16 protein-coding genes are annotated in these 22,680 nt (G+C 50.7%); all 16 read right to left on the bottom strand.

Features of this window, described 5'->3' with window-relative positions:
* Positions 1 to 134: 134 nt before the first annotated feature.
* Positions 135 to 482 carry an AzlD domain-containing protein gene (locus EKM99_RS11980; protein ID WP_125583661.1) on the bottom strand — a complete coding sequence of 116 codons (348 nt, stop codon included), beginning with the start codon at positions 480 to 482 and terminating at the stop codon, positions 135 to 137.
* 17 nt (positions 483 to 499) lie between these two features.
* Entirely contained in the window at positions 500 to 1,303 is an 804-nt protein-coding gene (locus EKM99_RS11975; protein ID WP_125583660.1) for an AzlC family ABC transporter permease, read from the bottom strand.
* A gap of 201 nt (positions 1,304 to 1,504) precedes the next feature.
* Positions 1,505 to 1,999, bottom strand: coding sequence for a GNAT family N-acetyltransferase (locus EKM99_RS11970; protein ID WP_125583659.1), 495 nt, complete (start codon positions 1,997 to 1,999; stop codon positions 1,505 to 1,507).
* A gap of 89 nt (positions 2,000 to 2,088) precedes the next feature.
* Positions 2,089 to 5,277, bottom strand: a complete 3,189-nt coding sequence (locus EKM99_RS11965; protein WP_125583658.1) for a YhgE/Pip domain-containing protein — start codon at positions 5,275 to 5,277, stop codon at positions 2,089 to 2,091.
* 479 nt (positions 5,278 to 5,756) lie between these two features.
* A complete protein-coding gene (locus EKM99_RS11960) occupies positions 5,757 to 7,082 on the bottom strand; it encodes a D-alanyl-D-alanine carboxypeptidase family protein (RefSeq protein WP_125583657.1) in 1,326 nt (441 codons plus the stop codon).
* A 50-nt stretch (positions 7,083 to 7,132) separates the two neighbouring features.
* Positions 7,133 to 8,308, bottom strand: a complete 1,176-nt coding sequence (locus tag EKM99_RS11955) for a sensor histidine kinase (protein ID WP_125583656.1) — start codon at positions 8,306 to 8,308, stop codon at positions 7,133 to 7,135.
* Positions 8,309 to 9,017: 709 nt separating this feature from the next.
* Positions 9,018 to 9,707 carry a response regulator transcription factor gene (locus tag EKM99_RS11950; protein WP_125583655.1) on the bottom strand — a complete coding sequence of 230 codons (690 nt, stop codon included), beginning with the start codon at positions 9,705 to 9,707 and terminating at the stop codon, positions 9,018 to 9,020.
* 438 nt (positions 9,708 to 10,145) lie between these two features.
* On the bottom strand, positions 10,146 to 11,285 hold the full coding sequence (gene guaB, locus EKM99_RS11945) for an IMP dehydrogenase (RefSeq protein WP_125583654.1): 1,140 nt from the start codon (positions 11,283 to 11,285) through the stop codon (positions 10,146 to 10,148).
* A 124-nt stretch (positions 11,286 to 11,409) separates the two neighbouring features.
* Entirely contained in the window at positions 11,410 to 13,182 is a 1,773-nt protein-coding gene (locus tag EKM99_RS11940; RefSeq protein ID WP_125583653.1) for a hypothetical protein, read from the bottom strand.
* A gap of 15 nt (positions 13,183 to 13,197) precedes the next feature.
* Positions 13,198 to 14,844 (bottom strand): glycosyltransferase family 39 protein, encoded by a 1,647-nt coding sequence (locus EKM99_RS11935; RefSeq protein WP_125583652.1) that lies wholly within the window; start codon positions 14,842 to 14,844, stop codon positions 13,198 to 13,200.
* Between the two features lie 270 nt (positions 14,845 to 15,114).
* A complete protein-coding gene (locus EKM99_RS11930; RefSeq protein ID WP_125583651.1) occupies positions 15,115 to 15,573 on the bottom strand; it encodes a hypothetical protein in 459 nt (152 codons plus the stop codon).
* A gap of 627 nt (positions 15,574 to 16,200) precedes the next feature.
* The gene (locus tag EKM99_RS11925; RefSeq protein WP_225419857.1) at positions 16,201 to 17,835 is read right to left on the bottom strand and encodes a glycosyltransferase family protein; all 1,635 of its coding nucleotides are present in this window, start codon (positions 17,833 to 17,835) and stop codon (positions 16,201 to 16,203) included.
* 93 nt (positions 17,836 to 17,928) lie between these two features.
* Positions 17,929 to 18,516: a hypothetical protein gene (locus EKM99_RS11920; RefSeq protein WP_125583649.1), complete on the bottom strand. Its 588-nt coding sequence runs from the start codon at positions 18,514 to 18,516 to the stop codon at positions 17,929 to 17,931.
* Positions 18,517 to 18,829: 313 nt separating this feature from the next.
* Positions 18,830 to 19,414: a hypothetical protein gene (locus EKM99_RS11915; protein ID WP_125583648.1), complete on the bottom strand. Its 585-nt coding sequence runs from the start codon at positions 19,412 to 19,414 to the stop codon at positions 18,830 to 18,832.
* A gap of 1,419 nt (positions 19,415 to 20,833) precedes the next feature.
* Entirely contained in the window at positions 20,834 to 21,559 is a 726-nt protein-coding gene (locus EKM99_RS11910) for a DUF1129 domain-containing protein (RefSeq protein WP_125583647.1), read from the bottom strand.
* A 17-nt stretch (positions 21,560 to 21,576) separates the two neighbouring features.
* The gene (gene ychF, locus EKM99_RS11905) at positions 21,577 to 22,677 is read right to left on the bottom strand and encodes a redox-regulated ATPase YchF (protein ID WP_125583646.1); all 1,101 of its coding nucleotides are present in this window, start codon (positions 22,675 to 22,677) and stop codon (positions 21,577 to 21,579) included.
* Between the last annotated feature and the right edge of the window lie 3 nt (positions 22,678 to 22,680).

Below are 22,680 nucleotides of genomic sequence, written 5' to 3'. Positions count from 1 at the left end.
CATTCTTTGATTATACAAAAATATCCGTTGCCAGTAATCAAATTCATTTGATTACCAACAACAGATATTTTAGAACCAAAAAAGGCAGAGCCAACAGCGCTCCGCCTTACCTCTGACAATTTAATGAATCACCGTCACGCAATAAACATGCTCAACAGGAACACCGCTATCAATCCTGTAATGACCGAAATGGCCATGGAACGCGTGCGATAAGCAATGATGACGACGATAACGGCCGCAATCATTTCGGAAAAATGGTTTAAGATAATTCCGTAAGTGGCGCTGTCAATGAAGATATCCTTCACGACCAGCGCGGTAAATAACGATACCGGCACAAACTTCATCCATTCGTTGAACCATTCTGGAATGGCCCGCTTGGTGAACAACATCAAGGGAATGAAGCGCGGCACGAAGGCAACACAAAAGCCTAAAATAATTAACCAGAAGTGTTGCGTACTGTTCCACGTATTAACTGCACTCATATAGCGTCTCCCGTATCCTAATCATCCGATTCACTTTCCACCGTCGACTTCTTCGCCCCCGGACTGCGCAACTTCCACAGCCAATGGCTATCTGGCAACCGTTTCCGCAACGTTGTCTCCAGAAAGAACCCAATCAGTGAAGCAATAATCGTCGAAATTACCAACCCCAACGTACTCTTGGTGAGCATCATGCAGGCGGCCGCCAGCAGCCCAGAAATCAGGCAAATGACAATCGTCAAACGGTTCTTGATCTGCATCACGATCATGTACAAGAACAGGGCCGTTAACGCAAAGTTCACGACTCCCAGGTCAATCTTCAGTGCGCTCCCAATCAAACTCCCGACAACGTTACTGAGGGCCCAGAACAGCAAGGAATAGTGCTCCACCATCAAGGCTTCCTTACCCGTCCACTTCTTATCCGTGGCAAATTTTAAGTAATTAATGGCGTAATTTTCATCATTTAACGAAATCGCAAACGCAAATAAAAAGCGATTGGACTGGCCTTTTAAGTAAGGCGATAAACTCGAACTCAGTAATGCATACCGTAATTCCAAAAAGAACAACATCAAAACAATTGAAAGTAATGGGGAATTAATGGTCAACATCGTGGCAATTAAAAATTGCGCCCCACCTGAAAAGACAAGGATCGAAACCAATCCTGTCAGTAAGGTGTTGAACCCTGCCGCGTGTAGCAAAATTCCACAAGCCAGCCCAATTGGTATGTAACTCAAGTTAAGGGGCATGGCTACCCGCAGTGTCGACCGCCATAAGGGTTCATTGGGGTCCGGCACTTGCTTGGGGTTTGGCCGTCGTTTATTCAAGAATGTTTGCCTCCGTCGAATACTCTGAGATATGAAGCAAGTTAATGGGTTTACATGAGAAAACCACACGATGATATTTTAACATGTTTCACGCTATTTTCATATAACAGTTGTGATATTTAGCAAAGGGAATCCGTTATCATCCCTTGTTTGATTAGAACTTTGTGAAAAAATCCAGCGAATTTTCATCGAATGGCCAACTCATAAATGCTTCCCGTAGACTTCCAAATCGGCAGTGAAGCCCTGCATGTCGGCGATTCCTGGTAAATGGCCCCAGTGTTCGTAACCGTGCTTTTCAAATAAACGGCGGCTGGCCTGGTTGTAACCAAAAATTCGCGAAATGACCGTCGTCAGTCCAAGGCGTTTGCCGGCGTTCTCAGCCCATTCTACGGCTTGCCCGCCCAAGTGGTGGCCCTGCGCCTCAGAAGCCAAATACAGGGCAATTTCGGCCGTTTGCGCGTACGCTACGCGGTCACTGTACGGTTCCAGGCCCACGAATCCCACCACGTTATCTGCTTCCACCATCACCCACAACGGAAAATGATCCGCAGAAAATTCGTGGAACCACGGTTGCCGCTCCGCCACCGTCATGGGCGTCAGGTCCGCGGTACTTGCTTTCGTGGCAATCGCCTGATTATAAATGGCCACAATCCGCGGCTGATCCGCCGTGGTGGCTAACCGAAACGTGACTGACATGTGCATCCCTCATTTCTCAACTTATAAAATCGATTATACGCAAAAAGTGCCGCAAAACCAGTGGTTTCACGACACTTTCATTTCACATCTTATGAATGCGACTTGGCATCTGGGTCTTCAACAGCTTGGAGTTTTTGGTTATCATCCAACTGTGACTTGCCCATCAAGTGCTTCTTTTGCAGCCAAACCATGGTTGGCCAGAGCAGCGCTAAACCAATGACGGTAAAGAGTGCTAAGACCCACAACGATTGACCGACCATGCCCTGCATCCCCGACGTGATGGCTTGACGGAATCCGAGGATTGAGTAAGTCATCGGCAGGAATGGGTGCACGACGTTGTAGAAGTGGTTGGTGACTTCCATTGGGAACGTCCCACCGGAACCACCTAATTGGAGCATCAGGAGAACCATGGCGATGAATCGACCAGGGTTGTCCAGCAGCATCGACAGGAACATGACGATAAACATCGACGCTTCCGCGAAGAAGATTGAAATCAGAATCATTTGACCTGGGTGATCGACACTCAAGCCACCTAACATCATCAGGACTGGTTCGATCAGGCCCATGGCGAATCCTTCGACCGCGCCAATGGAAACCTTACTCAAGTACCAACCCGTGGCCGTCCCGTCCTCGCGTGACACCTTCCGAATTGGGAAGGCAAAGTTGAAGACCAAGGCCCCAACGTAGAGGGCAACGGACAGCACGTAAGGTGCTAAGGCGTGCCCGTAGTTTGGCACGTAACTGTAGCTTTCGTGCTTCAGCTTCGTTGGTGCGGCAAACATGTCGGCCGTCTTGTTGGTCAGAGGTTGTGCCTTGAGTTGATCAGCACCACTCTTCAGGGACTTGGCTAACGTGCCACTCCCGTTCTTGAGCTTGTTGGTACCGCTGAGCAATTTAGCACTATTGCTGTCCAGCTGTTGCGAACCATCAGCCAGTTGGTTGACCCCACTGGTTAAGGTTGGAATCTTGCCGTTCAAGGTATTCAGGCCAGAACTAATCTGGGTGGCACCCTGGTTCAGCTTGCTGGAGTTGCTAGTCAGCTTGTTGCCGGCAGCGGTCAGCTTTGGCGTGTTGGCGTTAAGCTTGTTGCCAGCAGCAGTTAACTTACCTGTATTGGCGTTCAGCTTGTTCACACCCGCCGCGGCCGTTTGCAGCCCAGTGTTTAATTGCGTGGCACCGGACGAGAGCTTCTTGGCACCACTCTTTAGGGCGGGACCATTCTTGGCTAACTTGGCAGTACCTGCCATGATCTTGGTAATCCCATTGGTTAAGGTTGGTACTTGACTGTTCAAGCTGGATAAACCGTTGTTCAGTGTTGTTGAGCCGGCGAAGGCTTGGTCGACACCGGACGTGTATTGTGGTAATTGTGTACTTAGTTGCGTAGCACCTGTGCTCAAATCTGTGGCACCCTTCTGCAATGCCGCCAACTGCTGTTTACTATCATCAGAATTCAACGCAGAAAGCGCCGTTAAGTCTGATGATAAGTTATTCATATCGGTGGCTGCATCAGTACTTGAGCTACTCATCAAAGCTTGAAGTGCGTTTGCTTGAGCTTCAGTCATTGTAGCAGACTGCATTAGACCTAGCAGTGCTCCAGCTTTTGCCTGCACATTTTCCAAAGCTGTAGTTGCAGCCGCACTGGCATCAGCAGCCGTTGTAGCATCCTTCAACAGTGAGGCATTAGCCGTGGCGGCTGAAGCCTGCTTTTCAGCTGTAATGTTTTTCGCATTACTATTAATCGTGTCCAACTGCGTTTGTAACTCTGTAACTTTGTCTTTAATTGACTGATCACTACTTGCTGAACTGATTTCGTCAGCTAACGCTTTAGCCTTGGAAGTTGCGGTCACAATATTGCTCTTGGCCGTTGTATTCGCATCACTTGTTGTAGAACCAGAGGTACTTGTAGTCGATCCAGCAACGTCACTCTTGATTTGATCAGTTGCTGTTTGAGCACTAGCCGCAGCAGCTTTCGCGGTAGCCTGCGCCGCCATTAACTGTTGCATAGCGGTATACAAATCATTCGTAGCCGCGGCCATACTCGTGCCATTGCCCCTAATTGAAGCAACGTTTTGAATATTTTGCAACAGTCCTTTAGCCTTGGTTAGGTCCTCAGACATGCCTGCAATATTGTCAAGTTTTGTTTCTAACTGGTCTACCCCATTTTTTAAGCTAGTTGCACCAGTGGCCAATTGACTTGCCCCAGAGTTCAACGAGCTAGAGTTCCCACTCAACGTACTCAACCCAGAATTCAAGCTCTTACTCCCGTCAGCCAGCTTGGTGACACCGCTAGCCAGAGAAGTTGCGCCACTACCCAGCGTTTTCACGCCAGAGTTCAGCGTATAAACCCCATCAACATAAGTGTAAGTCCCACTCTTCAAAGTGCTGGCCCCACTCGCAAGTTGTGACGTTCCGGCGGTCAGTTTCGGCATCCCTGCGCTTAACTGACTCACACCACTGGTAAATTGGTTAACCCCAGCGGTATATTGACCGACACCACTAGTGTACGTGTTCACCCCAGTAGCGTATTGGCCAACCCCGGCGGTATACGTTGCCAGTCCACTTTGCAGCGTAGAAGCACCGGTGGTCAACTTTTGAATCCCAGTTGCCAATGGCGTCACGGACGTCTTCATTTCCTGGAGACCACTATTCAGCGTGTGGACCCCGGTCGTGTAGGTGTTCAGGCCATCCGTCAAGGTCACCGTCCCGTTCTTCAACTGAGCGGATCCCTTGGCAGCCTTGTCCATCCCCTTGCCGACGGCGTAGATTTGCTTAAACGTGGCTTGGGCGTATGCCTTGGTCACTTTTGCACGAATCTGGCTGTTCAGCTGGTCAGAACCGACCTCACTCATGACCTGTGCGATGTAGTTAGCTGAACCGTTCGTCTTGTAGGTAAACGTCATTTTCTTCGGGTGCTTATCCAGCGCCGTCGCAGCGTTTGCCGAGAAATTCTTTGGCAGGGTGATCACCGTGTAGTACTTGTGATTCTTTAACCCAGCCGCCGCCTTCTTAGCGGACACAAATTTCCAGCCTAACTGGTGGTTCTTTTTCAGGTTGGTGATTGTTTGATCCCCAACGTTTAATTTTTGCCCCTGATAAGTCACGGGTTTATCCTGGTTCACCACCGCAACGGGTAACGAACCGGTTTCGCCGTACGGGTCCCAAACCGATTTTAGAAAGAAGATACTGTAGAGGAATGGAATAAACATAATGGCCAACACGGAGATCAAAATCAACCGATTGTGCCGGATGTAATTCCATTCGCCTTTAATCATGTTCACGAATGCCAACTCCCTTTTCCTCAAAATAATCTTAAAATTGCGCGTTCTTAGCTAATAGTAATAAGTATTCTCGCACATTAATACTTGACTTGTCAAAACAACAACAGGCCCTCAACAATCTATAGAAATCGCCACCAACGTTGTGAAATAAGCGTTACAGCCACTTTTGACCCAATAAATTAAATTTCGTGGTGCGGTAAAGTTAGGTCTTCAGTACATCACCTAGTATAGAACTGAGGTCAACTGGTTGCGTTGACTTGAATCAAGTTGATGAAAAAGAGTGGGACAGAAGGCGGTTAGCTGGTGAGCATTAAGGCTGAGAGCCGAATAATCCCGGGCTTGGATTGTTCGGCTCTCAGTTTTAAGCGGAGCCAGCTGCCCTTCTTGTCGCACGTTTCAGTAATCCAGACTTGGAACACCAAAAAGAGCCCGAGAAATTATCCCCAGACTCTTCCGATTGATTTCATAAACTGATGCGTTTAGAACAAAGCCACGATTGCCCGCCACATGCGAACAAAGATGTTGGCCTTCTCAACTGCCTTGGTCACCTTCAACGGCACGGCGGTCGTCTTGGTGTTGCCCAGGAAGCCTAACTTGTCGCCCTTCAGCGAGATGTTAGCCGTCCCAATCTCAGTGTTCTTTGAGACCGGTGCTTCCAACGCCTTGTTCTTGGTCAACTTAGCTTTCAGCTTCGTGGTTGACTGAATGTTGCTGGCAACCTGGTCGTTGCGGATCCAGAGCTTCAAGCCGCTGGTCAGGACCGTCTTCGCCGTCTTTTCCTTGGCATCGTTGGTCTTAACCGTCTTACTTCCAGTCACCTGACTGCCGGCCTTGAGGCTGACGGTCTTAAAGTTGTTGTAAACGTAAGACATCATCTTCTGCGTTTGTTGGAAACGAGCAGGATCAGTTTCCGACTTGTGTGCCGCGTGCAAGACGACGGTGATGATCCGGTTACCGCCATTGTGGGCGGTCCCGGTAAAGTTGGCACCGGCCGCGTCGGAGGTCCCGGTCTTCAAGCCGTCCACGTGGAGCTTCGAGTACGAAGCAGACAGGCCCTTCAACATCCAGTTCCAGTTTTCCATCTTGGTGGCGTCAGCCGTTCCCTTTTCAAACCACTGCTTGGTGATGCTGGTGGTCTTCAAGACTTCGGGGTACTTGTTCAACAGGGCCACTGCCAACTTGGCTTGGTCGGCGGCGGACCATTCATTTTCGGTGGAACCGGCAACGTTGGTGTAACCCAGCTTGCCGACTTGCTTGTTGGTCAGCCCACAAGCGTTGTAAATCTTGGCGCCGGTCATCCCCAGCTTCTTGGCTTGGGCGCGCATCTGCGTAACAAATGCGTGTGGTGACCCGGCAACCGCAATCCCCAGGGCTTCGATGGCCCCGTTAGCGGAGTAAATTAATGAGGCTTGGTAGAGGGCCTTGACCGTGTAGCTGTGGCCGGACCGCAGGGGCACGTTGGACAGGTTGGTATTTTGGGCAACCTTAGCCGTGGCTTTGTTGATGGTCACTTTTTGATTCCATTTCAGCTTCCCGATGTGAACCGCGTCGAGGACCAAGTAGATGGACAACAGCTTGGTCATTGAGGCAACGGGCAGGACCTGATCACTATTTTTATCATAGAGAATCTGACCGGTCGTGGCATCAACGGCAATCCCGGCCTTGGCCTTGAGGTTGACGGTCGAACTACTGGTGCTGGTCGTGGCCGCCTGGGCCGTGAGTGGTGCGCTAAACGAACTGAGGCCCCCGGCAAACAGCGTCATCGCCGTTACCAGGCCCATTACAACTTGCTTTAAACGTTTCATTTAATCAAAACTCCTCTATCTTATGTAGTTACCGGAAAAGTCCGGCAGCTTTATTTGGCCGCTCCCGCCGTTTTTAACCGTTGGGGAATGGCCAAGGGGTGATCGTGTTTGACGGGCAAATGAATCACGAAACTGGTCAGGTCGTCGTCGGACTCGACGTAGATGTACCCGCCGTGCAGGGCGACGATGCTTTGGGCAATCGCCAACCCCAGGCCGGTCCCGCCCGTTTCCTTGGAACGTGACTCTTCAACCCGGTAGAACCGTTCAAAAATTAAGGCCAGCGACTCTTTGGGAATCTTCGGGCCGTCATTGGTGACGCGAACTTCGAGTTCGTCGTCGCTGACGCGTTTAGCCAGCAAATTGATTTCCTTACCGCCATCGCCGTACTTCATCGCGTTGGAGACCAGGTTGTTAAAGACCCGGACCAACTTTTCGGGGTCGGCTTCCATCATCAGACTGGCCGGCTCGCTCGATGCGCCAATCGTCATGCCCTTCTTCTGGGCTTCCAGTTCAAAGCTGGCCCCCAATTGCTCAAGCATGGCAGCCAAATCAATGGTCGTCAGACTCAACGGCGTATCCGTTTGCCGGACCTTGGTGTATTCAAACAGGTCGTCCACCAGGGACTTCATCTGCTTGGATTTCAGGAAGGCCGTGTGCGTGTATTTTAAAACGTCCTCTTGGCTGTGATACTGCTGGTCTTCGATCAATCCGAGGTAGCCGATGATTGAGGTCAGCGGCGTGCGGATGTCGTGACTGACGTTGGTAATCAACTCGTCCTTGGACTTCTCAATCGCCCGCTCCTCATCCATCGAGTGAATGACGGAATCGACCAGCGCGTTGACGGAATCCACGACCCGTTGCACGTCACCACTGACCCGGAACGGAATCCGATGGTCGAAATGGCCGTTGGCAATGTAATGCAGTTCTTCAATGATGTGGTGCAGCTGCATTTGCCGGTAACGCCGAATCAGCCGCCACCAGACGACCAGGGCATCACCAATCACCATGAAGCCAATGAAGACGTTTTCCCAGCTCCAGAGCTGAAAGTGATTCGGGCCAAAGACCACGGACCGTTTGATGATGAAAATCCCATCGCGCAGGCCGGGGTTGCTTTCGATGGCTTGGCTGATCAGCACCAGCAACGCCAGGTTCAGCATCAGCAGTAGGATGACCGTGACGACCCCTTCCATGAAGAGCGCACTTTTTTCACGCGTGGTTAGCTTCATGTTGCGGCCTCCCGCGGATTATTCAATTGGGATTGTTCCTTTTTTACCATAGACACGCCCATCTCCAATTGGTGATGCTTTTTAAATTTGTTTCGTGCTGTAGTGCGTAGGACACTTAAAACTGGCCGCCTGCGGCTTCCAGGTACTGCGCCTGCTGTGGGGCCGGTTCCAGCCTGTGGTGCGGGCTTCCACCTCAACTTTAAGCCGCGAAGTTCACGCGTCTCAAAGGTTGTCCCGTGCTGTAAGGCCGAGCAAAGTTCGCTCGGTCTAACACCACCCACACAGCTGGCTCCGTACCTGGCTTCCTCCGGCTCTGGTTGTGCGTTCACGCTAGTTTTGTTTGGGGCACCTCACCCATTGGACTTGTTGGTCTGGGTGGATGATTTGCTTGTTGCCGGTCAATGGTGAGTGACGCTCGCCAGCAACCAGCAGATGCGATAAAACGTGTCGAATAGCCAACAGTAGTAACACCTAACCCCGTTGCCATTAACAACCAGTATGCCGATAGGGTGGAAAAAATGGACTCAGCCGTGGGATTTACGGTGCGCTAGCAGCGTAAATGGTGCCTTTGTGACTCGCTCTATGAGGCGCAAAGCAAGCCCAGAGACCGCCCTTTGGCTCTAGGCGTCCTGCCCACAGCGTTCCAGTCCATTTTTTCCACCCGGTAAGGCACCAGCTACCACTACCGCCTGCTGCCACACTCTTGTCCCTAATGTGATTCGATCTTGTACCCCACGCCCCAAACGGTTTGAATGACCTTTTCGCCGTTGGTGGCGTCTTCGATTTTGTCCCGTAAGTGGCTCACGTGAACCATGACGGTCTTGGCTGAGACGATACTTTCTTGACGCCAAACGCGCTCGAAAATTTCGTCTGCGGAGAAGACCCGGTTGGGATGGCTTGCCAACAGGTAGAGAATCCCGAACTCTAGTGCCGTCAGGGAAATGGTCTTGCCGGCAATCGTCTTGACTTCGTGGGAATCCTTGTTGATGGTCAACGTGCCGATGTCCAGGATGTCTGGGCTATCGTCGGTCACTTGGTCTTGGCTCCGCCGCAACAGTGACTTGACCCGGGCCATCACTTCTAAGGGGTTAAATGGCTTGGTGACGTAATCATCCGCGCCAGAAATCAGTCCCTGAATCTTGTCCATGTCGCCGGTCTTGGCAGACAGGATCAAAATGGGAATCTGTGAATCCTTACGCACTTCCTTCATGACTTCGATCCCGCTCATTTCAGGCATCATGATGTCCAAAATCATCAAGGCAATGTCTGGCGTGGTGTGCAGCTTGGTCAACGCTTCCTTACCGTTGTAGGCGGTCAGGGGTTCGTAACCTTCGTTTTTAATGTAGATTTCAAGTAATTGCGCAATTTCTTTATCATCATCGACAACTAAAATTTTCATATTGTGCTAATCTCCTTTAACAGCTAGGTCCTATCACTAGCGGTCTTCCCCGTAGGTTTACGTCTATTTTAGCAAATAAATCCCGTGGCGTGACCGGAAAACCCGAACCTTTAGTCGGGCGTAAGGCACTTTACCATTCCTTAATCTTACACTATTTGCGGGTCCGCCGCCAACTTGACGTTTAAGGCTGGGTTAAGCCAAAAAGGCCGTTGCTTGGGGCTTGGTTCCTCGTAACGGCCTGGACGGCTTGAATATTTATTTGTTTATATTGATTTCGTTTACTTAATTCCAACTGGTAAGCACCGTTCTGCCTATGCCATCACTCGTTTTTCCCTCGCCACGGGCTTTAACCAACGCCGCTTAGGAAAAACGCAATGGTGCAAAAAAGCCGACCCAAACTGCCGGTCGACTCTCATTTATTAATTTGCATTCACAAATTTACTTATAGTTAGGTGCAGCCTTCGTAATCTGCACGTCATGCGGATGGGATTCAATCAAGCCGGCGTTGGAAATCCGAACGAATTGCGCGTCGTTGATCAAATCTTTGATTGTGGCGCTCCCGGTGTAACCCATGCCGGAACGTAAGCCACCGACCATTTGGAAGATGATGTCGTTGACGCTCCCCTTGTATTCCACGCGGGCTTCAATGCCTTCTGGCACCAACTTATCGGCTTCGTTCACGCCGCCTTGGAAGTAACGGTCAGCGGAGCCGTGAGACATCGCAGCCAAACTGCCCATCCCCCGGTACGTCTTGTATTTACGACCAGCGTCCTCGATGACTTCACCAGGGGCTTCGTCGGTCCCGGAGAACATCGACCCGAACATCACGGCGTTCCCACCGGCCGCAATCGCCTTCACGATGTCACCGGAGTACTTCATCCCACCGTCAGCGATGATTGGTTTGCCAAATTCACGCGCAACCTGAGCGGCGTCGTAAATGGCGGTCAACTGGGGCACACCGACACCGGCAACCACCCGCGTCGTGCAGATGGAGCCAGGGCCGATTCCCACTTTAACCACGTCAACGCCAGCTTCGAACAGGGCCCGTGTACCGGCCCCCGTGGCGACGTTACCGGCAATTAACGTGGCGTCGGGTAATTGTTGGCGAATTTCTGCCACCTTGCGTAACACCCCGGCAGAATGGCCGTGAGCGGTATCAATGATGATGGCGTCGGCACCAGCATTCAGTAAGGCGCTGGCCCGGTCAAACGTGTCGGACGTGACCCCAACGGCGGCGGCAACTAACAAATGGTTGTTGTCGTCAACTGCGGCGTGGGGGTACTGGCTGGCATCGTTCGCGATTGCCTTCACGTCAGCGACCATTTTGGCTTGGTCTTCAGCACTCATATTTTTGTGGATGACCCCGAGGCCCCCGTTACGGGCCATGGCGGTCGCCATCTTCGTCTCCGTGACGGTGTCCATGGAGGCACTCAAAAACGGAACGTTCAGCTTTAGGTTCGGTGCTAATTGGGTACTCAGATCGACTTCATTCGGCAATACGTGACTTTCTGCGGGTATTAACAAAACATCATCAAAAGTAAATCCTTCTTTAGCAAACTTCGTGTCCCAATTAGACATAGTTGATATCGCTCCTCTTAATTTTAGTCTCAGGCTCGGTTAGGAATCCTGGGAGATATTGTTTCTTAATTTACCAGTCTAGGCCATTCAGGTCAAGGCTTCTCATTGAACTATCATGGATTAATTATTTCGATGCGGTTATTGGTTCATCCGCCGATCCATTTCGTTTACCAAATACTAACACGATTTTTCGCCTGGTAGCTAATGCCATTCCCAACAGCGTCAGGGCTATGCCAAGTAGTTGAACCAGTAGCCCCTTGTAGGCAACTCTGACCACGTGAGACCCTTTCGTGAGTCCATGGATAACCAACTGATTGTGCGCGTCAAGCCGTGCTTGAACACGACGACTATCTAAACTGACATGATAATTTTTGCCATACAAGACCATGGGCAGAACGACCTTATTGGCAGCGCGAGGTAACGTAAACGAAATTTCACTGCCATCAGGAATTCCCATAATTGCTTTCGCATCAACCCTATTTGTCTCATCAAAAACAACGTGATGGTTGGCTATTTCGTCAAATTTTGAGGTACTTGCATTAGGATAATAATCGTAGTTGGCGATGTGCTCCATTAAATTGTCGTATTCATACCTGTTCGTCACCTTATACCATGCCCGACCATCCCGGTATGGTATACTCCCCATCAAATTTGATGATGTTATCTCCGGCGCACCAATTTCAAACGAAATAATTTTTCGCTGCGCATCGATTGAGAACACTAATGCAATCATTCCCATACTGAGAAGACCAAGGCGAATCAGTCTCTGACTTGATACGTGCGAAAGAAAATACACGAACGCTAGGCAAAAGATTAGACTGAAGCCCAATTGTGGAAAAATCATCAAGCGCCACGGAAACTGAATCATTTTTAATGGTGTATTCTGCAGTAAATGCCAGGGAAATAGACGACTGCTTATCAACCAATATCCTAAAGAAACCCAGTAGATTTGCTTCACACCACTATCCAGGATTCTATATCCAATTGTACCAGAAATGAAACCGAGTAAAGCGACAAGAGTAAAACCATACGAAACATTGTTCGACAGTGCTGCGCCAGTATATTCTACTAGATCAATACCATTCAATTGAAATACCTGTGGTACCGAAATCTTAAAATGAGTACTAAAAACCAATGCCGGTAGCCAAAAGGTACTGGTCAGTAAAATCGTCAGTCCAATGGCTTTAGCCAGACCGAGACATTTCTCGTCATCTAACTTTGTCCAATTGATTAGTGTGAAAACAATTAACGTAAAAATCAGCAGGATGAAGCTCAAAACATGACTGAGCGCAACAACCGTCACGCCACAAGTTAACATGCCATACCTACCATTCATGATCCAATGATAAAGGCCTGCAAAGACCATTGGTAAGAAAACGATGGTTGCCACAATACCAATATCTGCCATTAGATATTGATATGAGACGTTTAAGGCCGATAACGTATACACTAATGAAAACAGCATTGCTGACACTTTGGCATTTTTCTTTATCGACAGAAAGCTGTAGTAACTCACGACCAGACCAGCAAAAGTCATCATCGCATTACCCATGTAATAGCTTAAAATCGGCTGTCTAAAAATCATTCGCATCAGAACGTATCCGTAGAGTGGTAACTTGGGATACATGGCCATCACTGCTGAGCCAGTCTGATTGAAGCTAAACGTCCCTAACACCGGAAATAAATTAAAACGCATAACATTTTGGTACAATTCATTAATCCGTTGAAGGTGAAACTGCAAGTCCTGACCGCCGAAGAGCCAGTCATACCTCGCAAAGGCTAGCACGTTTACCAGGCTAATCACTAAGAAAAAACCAACGATTACCCACTTGTTAAAAAATTGTCTGGGTAAGGATGCATTCACCTTTTCCGCATCCTCAATTGAAAAATTCTTCATTTGCAATCTCCAAATTTACTTCCGCTCAAACAGCCAATACTGGACGTCGGTCTCTTCAAAGACCTGCCGATGGACCTTAACCACGCGGTAATGCCGGTACAAGGTCTTGGCCAACTTGGACGTGCCGGGGTTCAAGTTCCCGCTGGAAATGCGTCCCGGCACTTCGCGGTTGCCCCGCCATTCGCGGACAGACTGCTTGGCCGGCGTGTTGAGTACGACCCACTGCACCTGGTGGCGCTGAATGATGCGGCGTTGCGCCCGCAGAATCTGGGGAGCCGCCTTTTCTGGGATATTATAATTTTGGAAATAATAAGCCGTTGGCACCGCGTCCGCCGCCGTGTAGAAGCCCATATCGATCGAGCCGTAGTTGAGTAGCGTCGGGTGGGCCGACTGTTGCCGCATAATCTGACCAAATTCGACTTGCGCTGGCTGTTGCGGCTTACGCGTATTTTTCTTCGTGATGGCCTGATTATTCGGGAAGAGCCGCGAACTGACCACGTTGTTGTTCACGCCCAGCACCAGGAAGAAGCTGAGAATCAATGTGCCCAGGATCACGAACGGATCGTCCGTCTTGGGCAGCCGCACCCATTTGAAAAATAGCTGAAGCAGGTAAATGAAGGGCACGACGAAGAAGGCAAAATAAACCAATTGATAATACTGGTAGAGCGAGCCCGTCTGGTAGCCGTACAGCGCCAGCAAATCGTTGCCCAGGAAGATCAACAGGTACAGCGCGCGGGTCAATTTCCGCTGCAAAATCGTCCGTTGGAACAGGATTAGCAGCGTGCCGCCAACGCCCAGGATGAAGAACAGCACGTCGCCTAGGTAAAAACGTGCCACCAAAATGGTCGACTGAATCAGGTTCGAGAAGAACGAGACCGACGACGTCATATAAACTTTCGTATTAAATAAAATGTAGACGTTAATAAAGGAACCCAGCGACCCCGTTGCCAGGAAGTAAATCAACCACGGCACCGTTGCCAGCAGGAAGCCCGCCCCACTCCACAGGACCACTTGGCCCAGTCGCCGCCACTGTTTCTTGACCAGCAGGTAGCCGCCAAACGCCAGGTAAAAGGCAATCCAGGCGCCTAACAGGGTGTATTTGGACAGGAAAACCACGCCGACAAACAGGCCCTGCGTGAAGTACCACCACGGATTGACCGCCAATTGCCGCTGGTCCAGCAGGAAAATCAAGTAGATCAGCGATAGCAGTAGCGGGAGCACGAAGAATTCCACCGTGTCGCCGTAGTTGTAGTAGGGATGGTACAGGAACAGCATCGGTGATAGCATCGCCACCAAAAAGGCCGGCAGCTCGTCTAGCTTCAACAGCCGTGCTAATTTGTAAGTCAAAATCATTGCCGCCACTAGGACCACAATTTCTGTTATAAAAATAAAAATGAAGCTGCGGTGGCTGATCAGATAAGCCAGGCCGTGCCAGAAGTACACGTAGGGCCCCTTCTGCTCAAAAATATCCTTATACGGGACGATCCCGTTCATCATCGCCTTGCCAACCGTGAAGAAGGCGTTGTTATCCGGCGACGTGTCAAAGTAATACGCTGGCGAGGTGTAGGAACAAAACGCCATCATAAAAATCCCAATGAACGCCAATAACGTAAAATACTGAGCTTCGTGGCTTTGCAATTTTTCCTTGATTCGTAAGTACACGGACCCCGACTCCTTTTCTAAGAGTGGGACCAAAGGCGGTTAGCTGGTGAGCATTAAGGCTGATAGCCGGATAATCCCGGGTCTGGATTATTTGGCTATCAGTTTTAAGCGGAGCCGGCTGCCTTTGGTCGCACGTTTCAACAATATGGTTGTGAAGACACAACGCGCGTCTGAGAGGTTGTCCCAGACACGCTTCAGCAATATAAAATCCTAAATGAAAAGAGGTTGCGACATTGGCCACAACCTCCTTCATTACTTGTTAAAAAGTGATTACTTGATCGTAACCTTAACAGTGTAAGCTTTGTAGCCCTTCTTGGTAACAGTCATAGTGAACTTCTTACCTTTGTTAAGCTTCTTAGCTTGCTTCTTAGTCAATGAAAGCGTCTTCTTACCGTTCTTCTTAACAGCAAACTTCTTAACAGATTGCTTCTTGCTGTTCTTCAAAGCGATGGATGAACCCTTAGCAGCCTTCTTGACGTAGACCTTACGAGCGTTCTTCTTGTACTTCTTGCTTAATTGAACGCGCTTTGACTTCTTAACAGTCTTCTTAGTTGCTTTCTTAGCAACTTTTTTAGAGCTGCTTGAAGAAACAACACTGCTGGTAACACCACTGCCACTACCGCTCGTAGCAACTGCATTGCTCCCTGCAGCGTTAGCAGTCGTTGCAATGACCCCAGCAAACGTTAAAGCAGCTAATAAACTTAAGACGTAACCAAATACTTTCTTCATGAAAAATTCCTCCCTAATTATGTAAGTCTAATCAAACCATAAAGCGGCTTCATTACTCAATAATGTTAGTTCTTTCGTTCAATGCCGTCAAGGGTTATTTTCAAATAGTTGTGGGGGTGATGTAAGCGCGCCACTTGGTGACAGAAAAACAGGCGGCTTGTCCGACAAAGACAGCCACCTGTTGGGTTTCATTTTATTTGTGTTCGCTAAAATATTGGCAACGTCGTCTAAAACTGCCGGCTTGCCGGTCGCCAAATTTAGGCTGGAACGCGGTGGGTAGGACGGTCAAAGCCAAAGGACGGTCTTTGACCTCAGCTGAGCCTAAATTTGGCTCGCTCACGCCTACATGGATGGTGCAATACTGCTAGGCAAGCATTACTAGTCCAGCGACAGCCACACTAATGTCATGTGGAAGAACAACCGTAACCGGAGGAGGCCAGAGGTGGCCGCAGCTGTTGTCGACGGTGTTGGCTGAGTGAAACTCAGCTTACAGCGTGGGGCGCGTTTGGAGACTGGCGGTTTTGGACAGACTTCAAACCGAGCCGGAGGACCGCCTCTCAGGCCGCAGGCGGTCCCCACAGCAGCCGGAATCTCTGGCAGCCGCAGGTGGCTGGTTATCCTCCACCATCACTTACGTTCAAACAACCAATAAGTCACGCTAACCCCTTCAAACACCTGCGTATGCCGGCCGACCGCCGCGTAATTGCGGTACAGCGTCTTGGCCAGCTTGCTCGTGCCCGGATTCAGATTACCACTGGTGATCCGGCCACCGCCACCCTGCCATTGCCGCACGGTCTTGCCCGCCGGCGTGTTCAGGACGACCCATTCCACCTTGTGCTGGCGAATCTGGGCGACCTGTGACCGCAAAATCTGTGGCGCCGCACTCTGGGAAATGTTGTAGTTTTGGAAGTAGTAAGCCGACGGCACCGCCCCCGACGCGGTGTAGAAGCCCATGTCGATCGAGCCATAATTTAGCAGTGTCAGTGGCTGCCCACTCTGGCGCATGTAATTGCCAAACGCAACCTGCGCCGGCTGTTGCGGTCGGCTGGTATTTTCCTCAGTGATCGACGAATTGTTCGGAAACACCCGCGAGTTGGTCACGTTGTTGTTGACGCCGAGGACCAGGAACCAGCTGATCACCAGCGTCGCGAGAATGGCAAAGCTGTCGTCCCCATTTGGCAGTGTCAGACGACTGAAGAGCCACTGACAGAAAATCACGAACGGCAAAACGAAACCGGCGAAATAAATTAATTCATAATACTGGTAGACCGCGCCCGCCTGGTAGCCGTAGAGGGCAAACATGTCGCTGCCCAATGTTGCCAGCAGGTACAAGCCGCGGGTGAAGTTGCTGCGAAAGACGCCCGGCAGGAAGGTCACCACCAGCGTCCCCACCACGCCCAAGACGAAGAACAGGACGTTGCTGAGGTAAAATTGCGAAACCAACGCCATCGATTGAATCAGGTTGGCAAAGAAGGCCACCGACGAGGTCAGATAAACCTTGGTGTTGAAGAGAATGTAGACGTTGATGAACGCCCCCAGGCTCTTGGTGACCAGAAAGTAAATCAACCACGGCACCGTCGCAATCAGAAATCCAGCCGCACTCCAGCCAATCAATTGGCCCAGCGCCCGCCACTGCTTTTTCACGATGCGGTAGCCGACCAGGACCAGGTAGAACACGATCCAGGCCCCGAGCAGCGTGTATTTGGACAAAAAGACCACGCCGACCAGCGCACCCTGAGCGAAATACCACCACGGACTGACGCGCATTTGCCGTCGATCCAGCAGGACAATCAGGTAAATCAGCGACAAGAGAAATGGCAGCGTGAAGAATTCCACCGTATCGCCGTAATCGTAGAACGGGTGCACCAGGAACAGCACCGGTGACAACAAGCCCGTCAACAGTGCCGGCAACTCGTGGTCACCCACCAATTTTGCCAGCTTGTAGACCAGGTACATCGCCGCCACCAACGTCGCAATTTCATAAATAAAAATCAACGTGAAGCCGCGATGATTCACCAGGTAGGCCAGGCCGTGTAGGAAGTACACGTACGGGCCCTTCTGTTCAAAAATATCCTTATACGGCACGATCCCGTGCATCATGGCCTTGCCGACCGTGAAGAACGCGTTGTTGTCCGGTGACACGTCAAAATAGTAAGCCGGGGAGGTGTACGAACAAAACGTCATGATGAAAGCCCCGACAATGGTGAACAAGCCAAATACTTGGGTACTGCGTCGATGAAGCATTAATCTAATGCGTTCCATAATGGTTGCCCCTCCCCATTAGTTTGCTGAACAATCAATCTGATTCCATAAGAAAAGACGCGGTTGCCCGCGCCCTTTCAACTCCCCTAAAATCTAGTAGAGCTTAACTTTGATTTCAAAAGTCTTGTAACCCTTGTCCTTGGCTTTGAGTAAGAAGTACTTTTCACCCTTGGCCAACTTCTTGGCTTCCTTCTTGGTCAAACGAATGTCAAATTTACCATTCTTCTTGACCGTGAACTTCTTAACCAGCTTGCCCTTCTTGGTTAACAAGGAAATCTTTTCCCCTTTGCGGCCCTTTTCTAAGTAAAGGATCGTGCCATTCTTGCGGTAGTGCTTACGAACGGCAATCCGCTTTGCCTTGGCCAAAACCTTGTCCTTGGCTGGCTTCTTCGCTGGCGTTTCTGGTTTGATTTCGGATGAGCTGTTCGCAGAAGAATCACTGCTGCTCATTGAACTCGAGCTGTTAGACGTGATGGAGGAGTCAACCGCATCAGAAGATGAAATGGCCCCGGCGCCCGTGTCGCCACCCTTAGGAATCACGTAACCACTATCCGCTGAACCGCTGCCGGACCCACTCGCCGCGTCGGCACTACTGCCATCAGCGTTAGCGGTCGTTGCAATCGCCCCGGCAAACGTTAAAGCCGCAACTAATCCTAAAACGTACCCAAAGACTTTTTTCATAAAAAATCCTCCCCGAGATAACGAAATTTTTTTCGTCGGGCTAGTGACTAACTCGATTACTTGTGAGCATCATAGTTCCGTCACGAAGACGGGTCAAGCACCGGGTTTTCAGTTTTCACTATGAAAATGAAAGGGTGGCTGTAAATGGCGTCAGGCCTTAAGTTTTCGGCGTTTGCGGCAACCGTTGACCCACTTGGATTTGTCTAAGCGGGTCAGTTGCTAAGCGGTGAAGTCATTTTGAAATTGCGATAAAAAATCTTTTTTCACTTAGGCTAAGCGGCTAACTAAACGAGACCCCTTCGTTGCTTTTTCGCTAGTTATTGCTCGAGAAAATGGCTTCGTGAACCTCGGGCGAGCGCCGGGCTAACCAGAGGGTGTACCCCAGACTGGTGAACCCCAGCAGTGCCCAAATAATCCAACTGGTCTGGCGCGTGCCTGAAGTGAAACGGTAAAACGACACCAGGTCGCCGATGATTTCCTCCCAAACCATTTCCCAGACATTGTGGGCGGTGAAAGCCTTGTTCAGGTAGGTAACCTCGATGACGACCTGAACAATCATGACCAGCACCCAGCCCTCCAGGTAGCGACGGCCACCCTGACTGGTCACAACCCGCCGGTACACGGGCACCTCTTCGTGTTGGTCATTTTCAAAGTAGTACCGTACGCGTTTCTCCTGGCGAATCAGCGTGGCGTTCGCCTGAAACCAACTGACCACGGCGGCGAAGATGACAATTGCCAGCAGGAGCGTCCCGTTCAGTGGCGTCCACTTGAAGGTCTTGGTGAATAGGTAACAGGTGAACAATGGCAGGAGCCAAAAGGTGAAGCGGTGGACCAAGCTGTATTCAAATTGGTCCATGATGAAATAGATGATGACCCCGATAGATAGGATGATTGTCAATTTTGATGCCCTCCTGGTTTGGTTATATTGTTTTAGAGCTGGATTGCTGTGCATTTGCCGCCTGTGGCTGCCGGGTACTACGTCTGCTGTGGGGCCCGGTTCCAGCCTGGGGGACGGGCTTCCACCTCGCTTTTAAGCCGGGAAGAACGCCGTCTCAAAAGTCGTCCCGTGCTGTAAGACCGGGAACAACTGCAGCATCCCGGGTGATATTCGTTTAAAGACAGATTGCTGTGCATTTGCCGCCGGAGGCTGCCGGGTACTACGTCTGCTGTGGGGCCCGGTTCCAGCCTGGGGGACGGGCTTCCACCTCGCTTTTAAGCCGGGAAGAACGCCGTCTCAAAAGTCGTCCCGTGCTGTAAGACCGGGAACAACTGCAGCATCCCGGGTGATATTCGTTTAAAGACAGATTGCTGTGCATTTGCCGCCGGAGGCTGCCGGGTACTACGTCTGCTGTGGGGCCCGGTTCCAGCCTGGGGGACGGGCTTCCACCTCGCTTTTAAGCCGGGAAGAACACCCGTCTCAAAAGTCGTCCCGTGCTGTAAGGCCGGGAAAGCCCACCCGGTCTAACACCACCGACACAGCTGACTCCGTACCCGGCCTCCTCCGGCTCTTGGTTGTTTTCTAATTTGACGTTGCGGTAGTGGCAGCAATTGTCAGTGTGGTGGTGTAGTCATCCGCTATTTTCTGGTGGTGTGAACGTTCATCATATTTTTAACGTAACCCCAATCCAACAAAAAACGAGCAAGAAATCCCAGTCAGGAATCTCTCACTCGTTCACTTGATTTAAGACTGTTCATGTCTCATCAGTTTTCAATTAAGACACTTTACGTTCCAGGCAACGACTAGTCCAGCAAGGGTACCAGCGCGCCACAACGTAACGACCAACCACCTACCCACCACAAATTTCGGGGCGGGTTCAAACCAACGTTGCCTAAGAACCGCAACATCAGCGACCGGAGGCGGCCGGGACTCAGCCGTGGGATTTTCTAAGTGCTTTTCTTAGAAAATGGTGGCTTTGAGACTCGCTTCTCAGAGGCTCAAAGGCAAGTCCAGAGACCGCCTTTCGGCTCTGGACGTCCGCCCACAGCGTTCCAGCCCGAAGCCGCCGCAGGGAGCGAACAGCTCACGCAGATCCTAATCTTTAAGACAGTCTAACCGAAGAACCCGCCACAGGTTTCGGGGCGGGTTCAAACCAACGTTGCCTAAGAACCGCAACATCAGCGACCGGAGGCGGCCGGGACTCAGCCGTGGGATTTTCTAAGTGCTTTTCTTAGAAAATGGTGGCTTTGAGACTCGACCTGTGAGGCTTAAAGCCAAGCCTAAAGACAGCACCACAGGCTTTAGGCGTCCGCCCACAGCGTTCCAGCCCGAAGCCGCCGCAGGGAGCGAACAGCTCCCACAACGAATCCCTAAGACAGTCTAACCGAAGAACCCGCCACGAATCTTGTAAGTGCGGCGAATCCAGAACATGAGGGCGATGGAGACAACCCCCAAGATGATACTTGGCCAAGGCATCAGCACTGGGTTGATAACGCTTGGTAACATTTGGGCGGCGTAGAACAACACCATCCACACGATGAACCCAAGTAACACGAACAACGCCCGAATCCAGCCGTTGTATTTGTGCTTGATCTTAGGATCAAATAACCGGGGCATGATTGGCAGGATGAACCCAGCCACAAGAGCGCTGACCGTGATGGCGGTGATCCCGACCGGTTGGCTGCTGGTCATTAATTTGGGACTGAAGAGGTACATGATCCCGAACATCAAGTTAAAGATCATGAAGAACGTCAGCGCGTTGTAAATCATGTTTGGCCAGTAGTTCGGGCCCCCGATGACCGCCGTAGCCGTCACTGGGCCGTCAACTACGACCTTCACTTGTTTCTCAACGTCGCCGTACAGGTTCTTGGCGGTCGCGCCACTCTTTTGGCCGTCGACCAGCTCGTTGACCATCTTTTGTACGGCAGCGGCTTTCTTTTCTGGGGTCAACTTGGTCTGGTCTAAGGCCTTGTTGAAACGGAACATGTAGTCCGCGTTACGTTTGGTCAGGCCAACGTTGTCGAAGGCTGCCCGTTCGCTAGCGGCCACCGTATTGCGGTCCTGGTGAACACCGGCGTTACGCGGCGTCTGCTTGTTATCACTCATTTATAATTGTTTCCCTTCTAAACGTTGAAACGGAATTCGACGATATCGCCGTCTGCCATCACGTAGTCTTTCCCTTCGACCCGCAGCTTACCGGCTTCTTTCACGGCAGCTTCGGAGCCAAACTCATCTAATGCATCAAAGGCCATAACTTCGGCGCGGATAAAGCCACGTTCAAAGTCGGAATGGATAATCCCAGCCGCTTGAGGGGCCTTGGTCCCCGTTTTAAACGTCCACGCCCGGGTTTCCTTACCACCAGCCGTGAAGAACGTTTGCAGGCCTAAGAGGTGGTATGAGGCCCGAATTAAGCGATTCAATCCAGGTTCTTCCACACCTTCAGCTTCCAAGAAGTCTTGCTTTTCGTCATCGTCCAATTGGGCAATTTCTTCCTCGGCTTCGGCGGCCACAGCGATGGCTTCAGCACCTTCCTTGGCAGCGTAATCCTTGATGATGCCAAAGTACTTGGAGTCTTCAGGATCGGCCATGTCGTCTTCGGCAATGTTGGCCACGTAGAGGACGGGCTTCGACGTCAACAGAAACAGTCCCTTAACGATTACCATTTCGTCTTCGTCAAAGGCAATCGTGCGGACGGCACCCCCGGCTTCGAGGACCGGCTTGATCTTTTCCAAAACGGCCAATTCAGCCTTGGCTTCCTTGTCGCTCCCCTTGGCAGCGCGTTCGACCTTGGACAAACGCTTGTCAACGGCGGCTAAATCAGATAGACCGAGTTCCAAATTGATGGTTTCAATATCATCAATGGGGTCGATCTTCCCGGAAACGTGGGTGATGTTGTCGTCGTCAAACGCCCGGACAACGTGGACAATGGCGTCGACTTGGCGAATGTTTTCCAGGAATTGGTTCCCGAGACCTTCACCCTTGCTGGCACCCTTGACGATCCCAGCAATGTCGGTAAATTCAAACGTGGTTGGCACAACTTTTTTGGCTGGAATTAGTTCTTGAATACGGTCTAACCGGCTATCTGGCACTTCGACCATACCGACGTTTGGGTCGATCGTGGCAAATGGATAGTTGGCCATTTCGGCCCCGGCCTTCGTAATCGCGTTAAATAACGTGGACTTCCCAACGTTTGGCAGTCCAACGATCCCTGCAGTTAATGACATAAC

This window comes from Levilactobacillus cerevisiae, from assembly GCF_003946245.1.
GTDB lineage: Bacteria > Bacillota > Bacilli > Lactobacillales > Lactobacillaceae > Levilactobacillus > Levilactobacillus cerevisiae.
Note: the sequence above shows the minus strand (reverse complement) of the source record. Positions and strands in the feature narration are given on the sequence as shown.

Coding starts and splice junctions, on each gene's coding strand:
- EKM99_RS11980 (WP_125583661.1), bottom strand. CDS start 482: ATGAGTGCAGTTAATACGTGGAACAGTACGCAACACTTCTGGTTAATT.
- EKM99_RS11970 (WP_125583659.1), bottom strand. CDS start 1,999: ATGTCAGTCACGTTTCGGTTAGCCACCACGGCGGATCAGCCGCGGATT.
- EKM99_RS11960 (WP_125583657.1), bottom strand. CDS start 7,082: ATGAAACGTTTAAAGCAAGTTGTAATGGGCCTGGTAACGGCGATGACG.
- EKM99_RS11955 (WP_125583656.1), bottom strand. CDS start 8,308: ATGAAGCTAACCACGCGTGAAAAAAGTGCGCTCTTCATGGAAGGGGTC.
- EKM99_RS11950 (WP_125583655.1), bottom strand. CDS start 9,707: ATGAAAATTTTAGTTGTCGATGATGATAAAGAAATTGCGCAATTACTT.
- guaB (WP_125583654.1), bottom strand. CDS start 11,285: ATGTCTAATTGGGACACGAAGTTTGCTAAAGAAGGATTTACTTTTGAT.
- EKM99_RS11940 (WP_125583653.1), bottom strand. CDS start 13,182: ATGAAGAATTTTTCAATTGAGGATGCGGAAAAGGTGAATGCATCCTTA.
- EKM99_RS11930 (WP_125583651.1), bottom strand. CDS start 15,573: ATGAAGAAAGTATTTGGTTACGTCTTAAGTTTATTAGCTGCTTTAACG.
- EKM99_RS11925 (WP_225419857.1), bottom strand. CDS start 17,835: ATGGAACGCATTAGATTAATGCTTCATCGACGCAGTACCCAAGTATTT.
- EKM99_RS11920 (WP_125583649.1), bottom strand. CDS start 18,516: ATGAAAAAAGTCTTTGGGTACGTTTTAGGATTAGTTGCGGCTTTAACG.
- EKM99_RS11910 (WP_125583647.1), bottom strand. CDS start 21,559: ATGAGTGATAACAAGCAGACGCCGCGTAACGCCGGTGTTCACCAGGAC.
- ychF (WP_125583646.1), bottom strand. CDS start 22,677: ATGTCATTAACTGCAGGGATCGTTGGACTGCCAAACGTTGGGAAGTCC.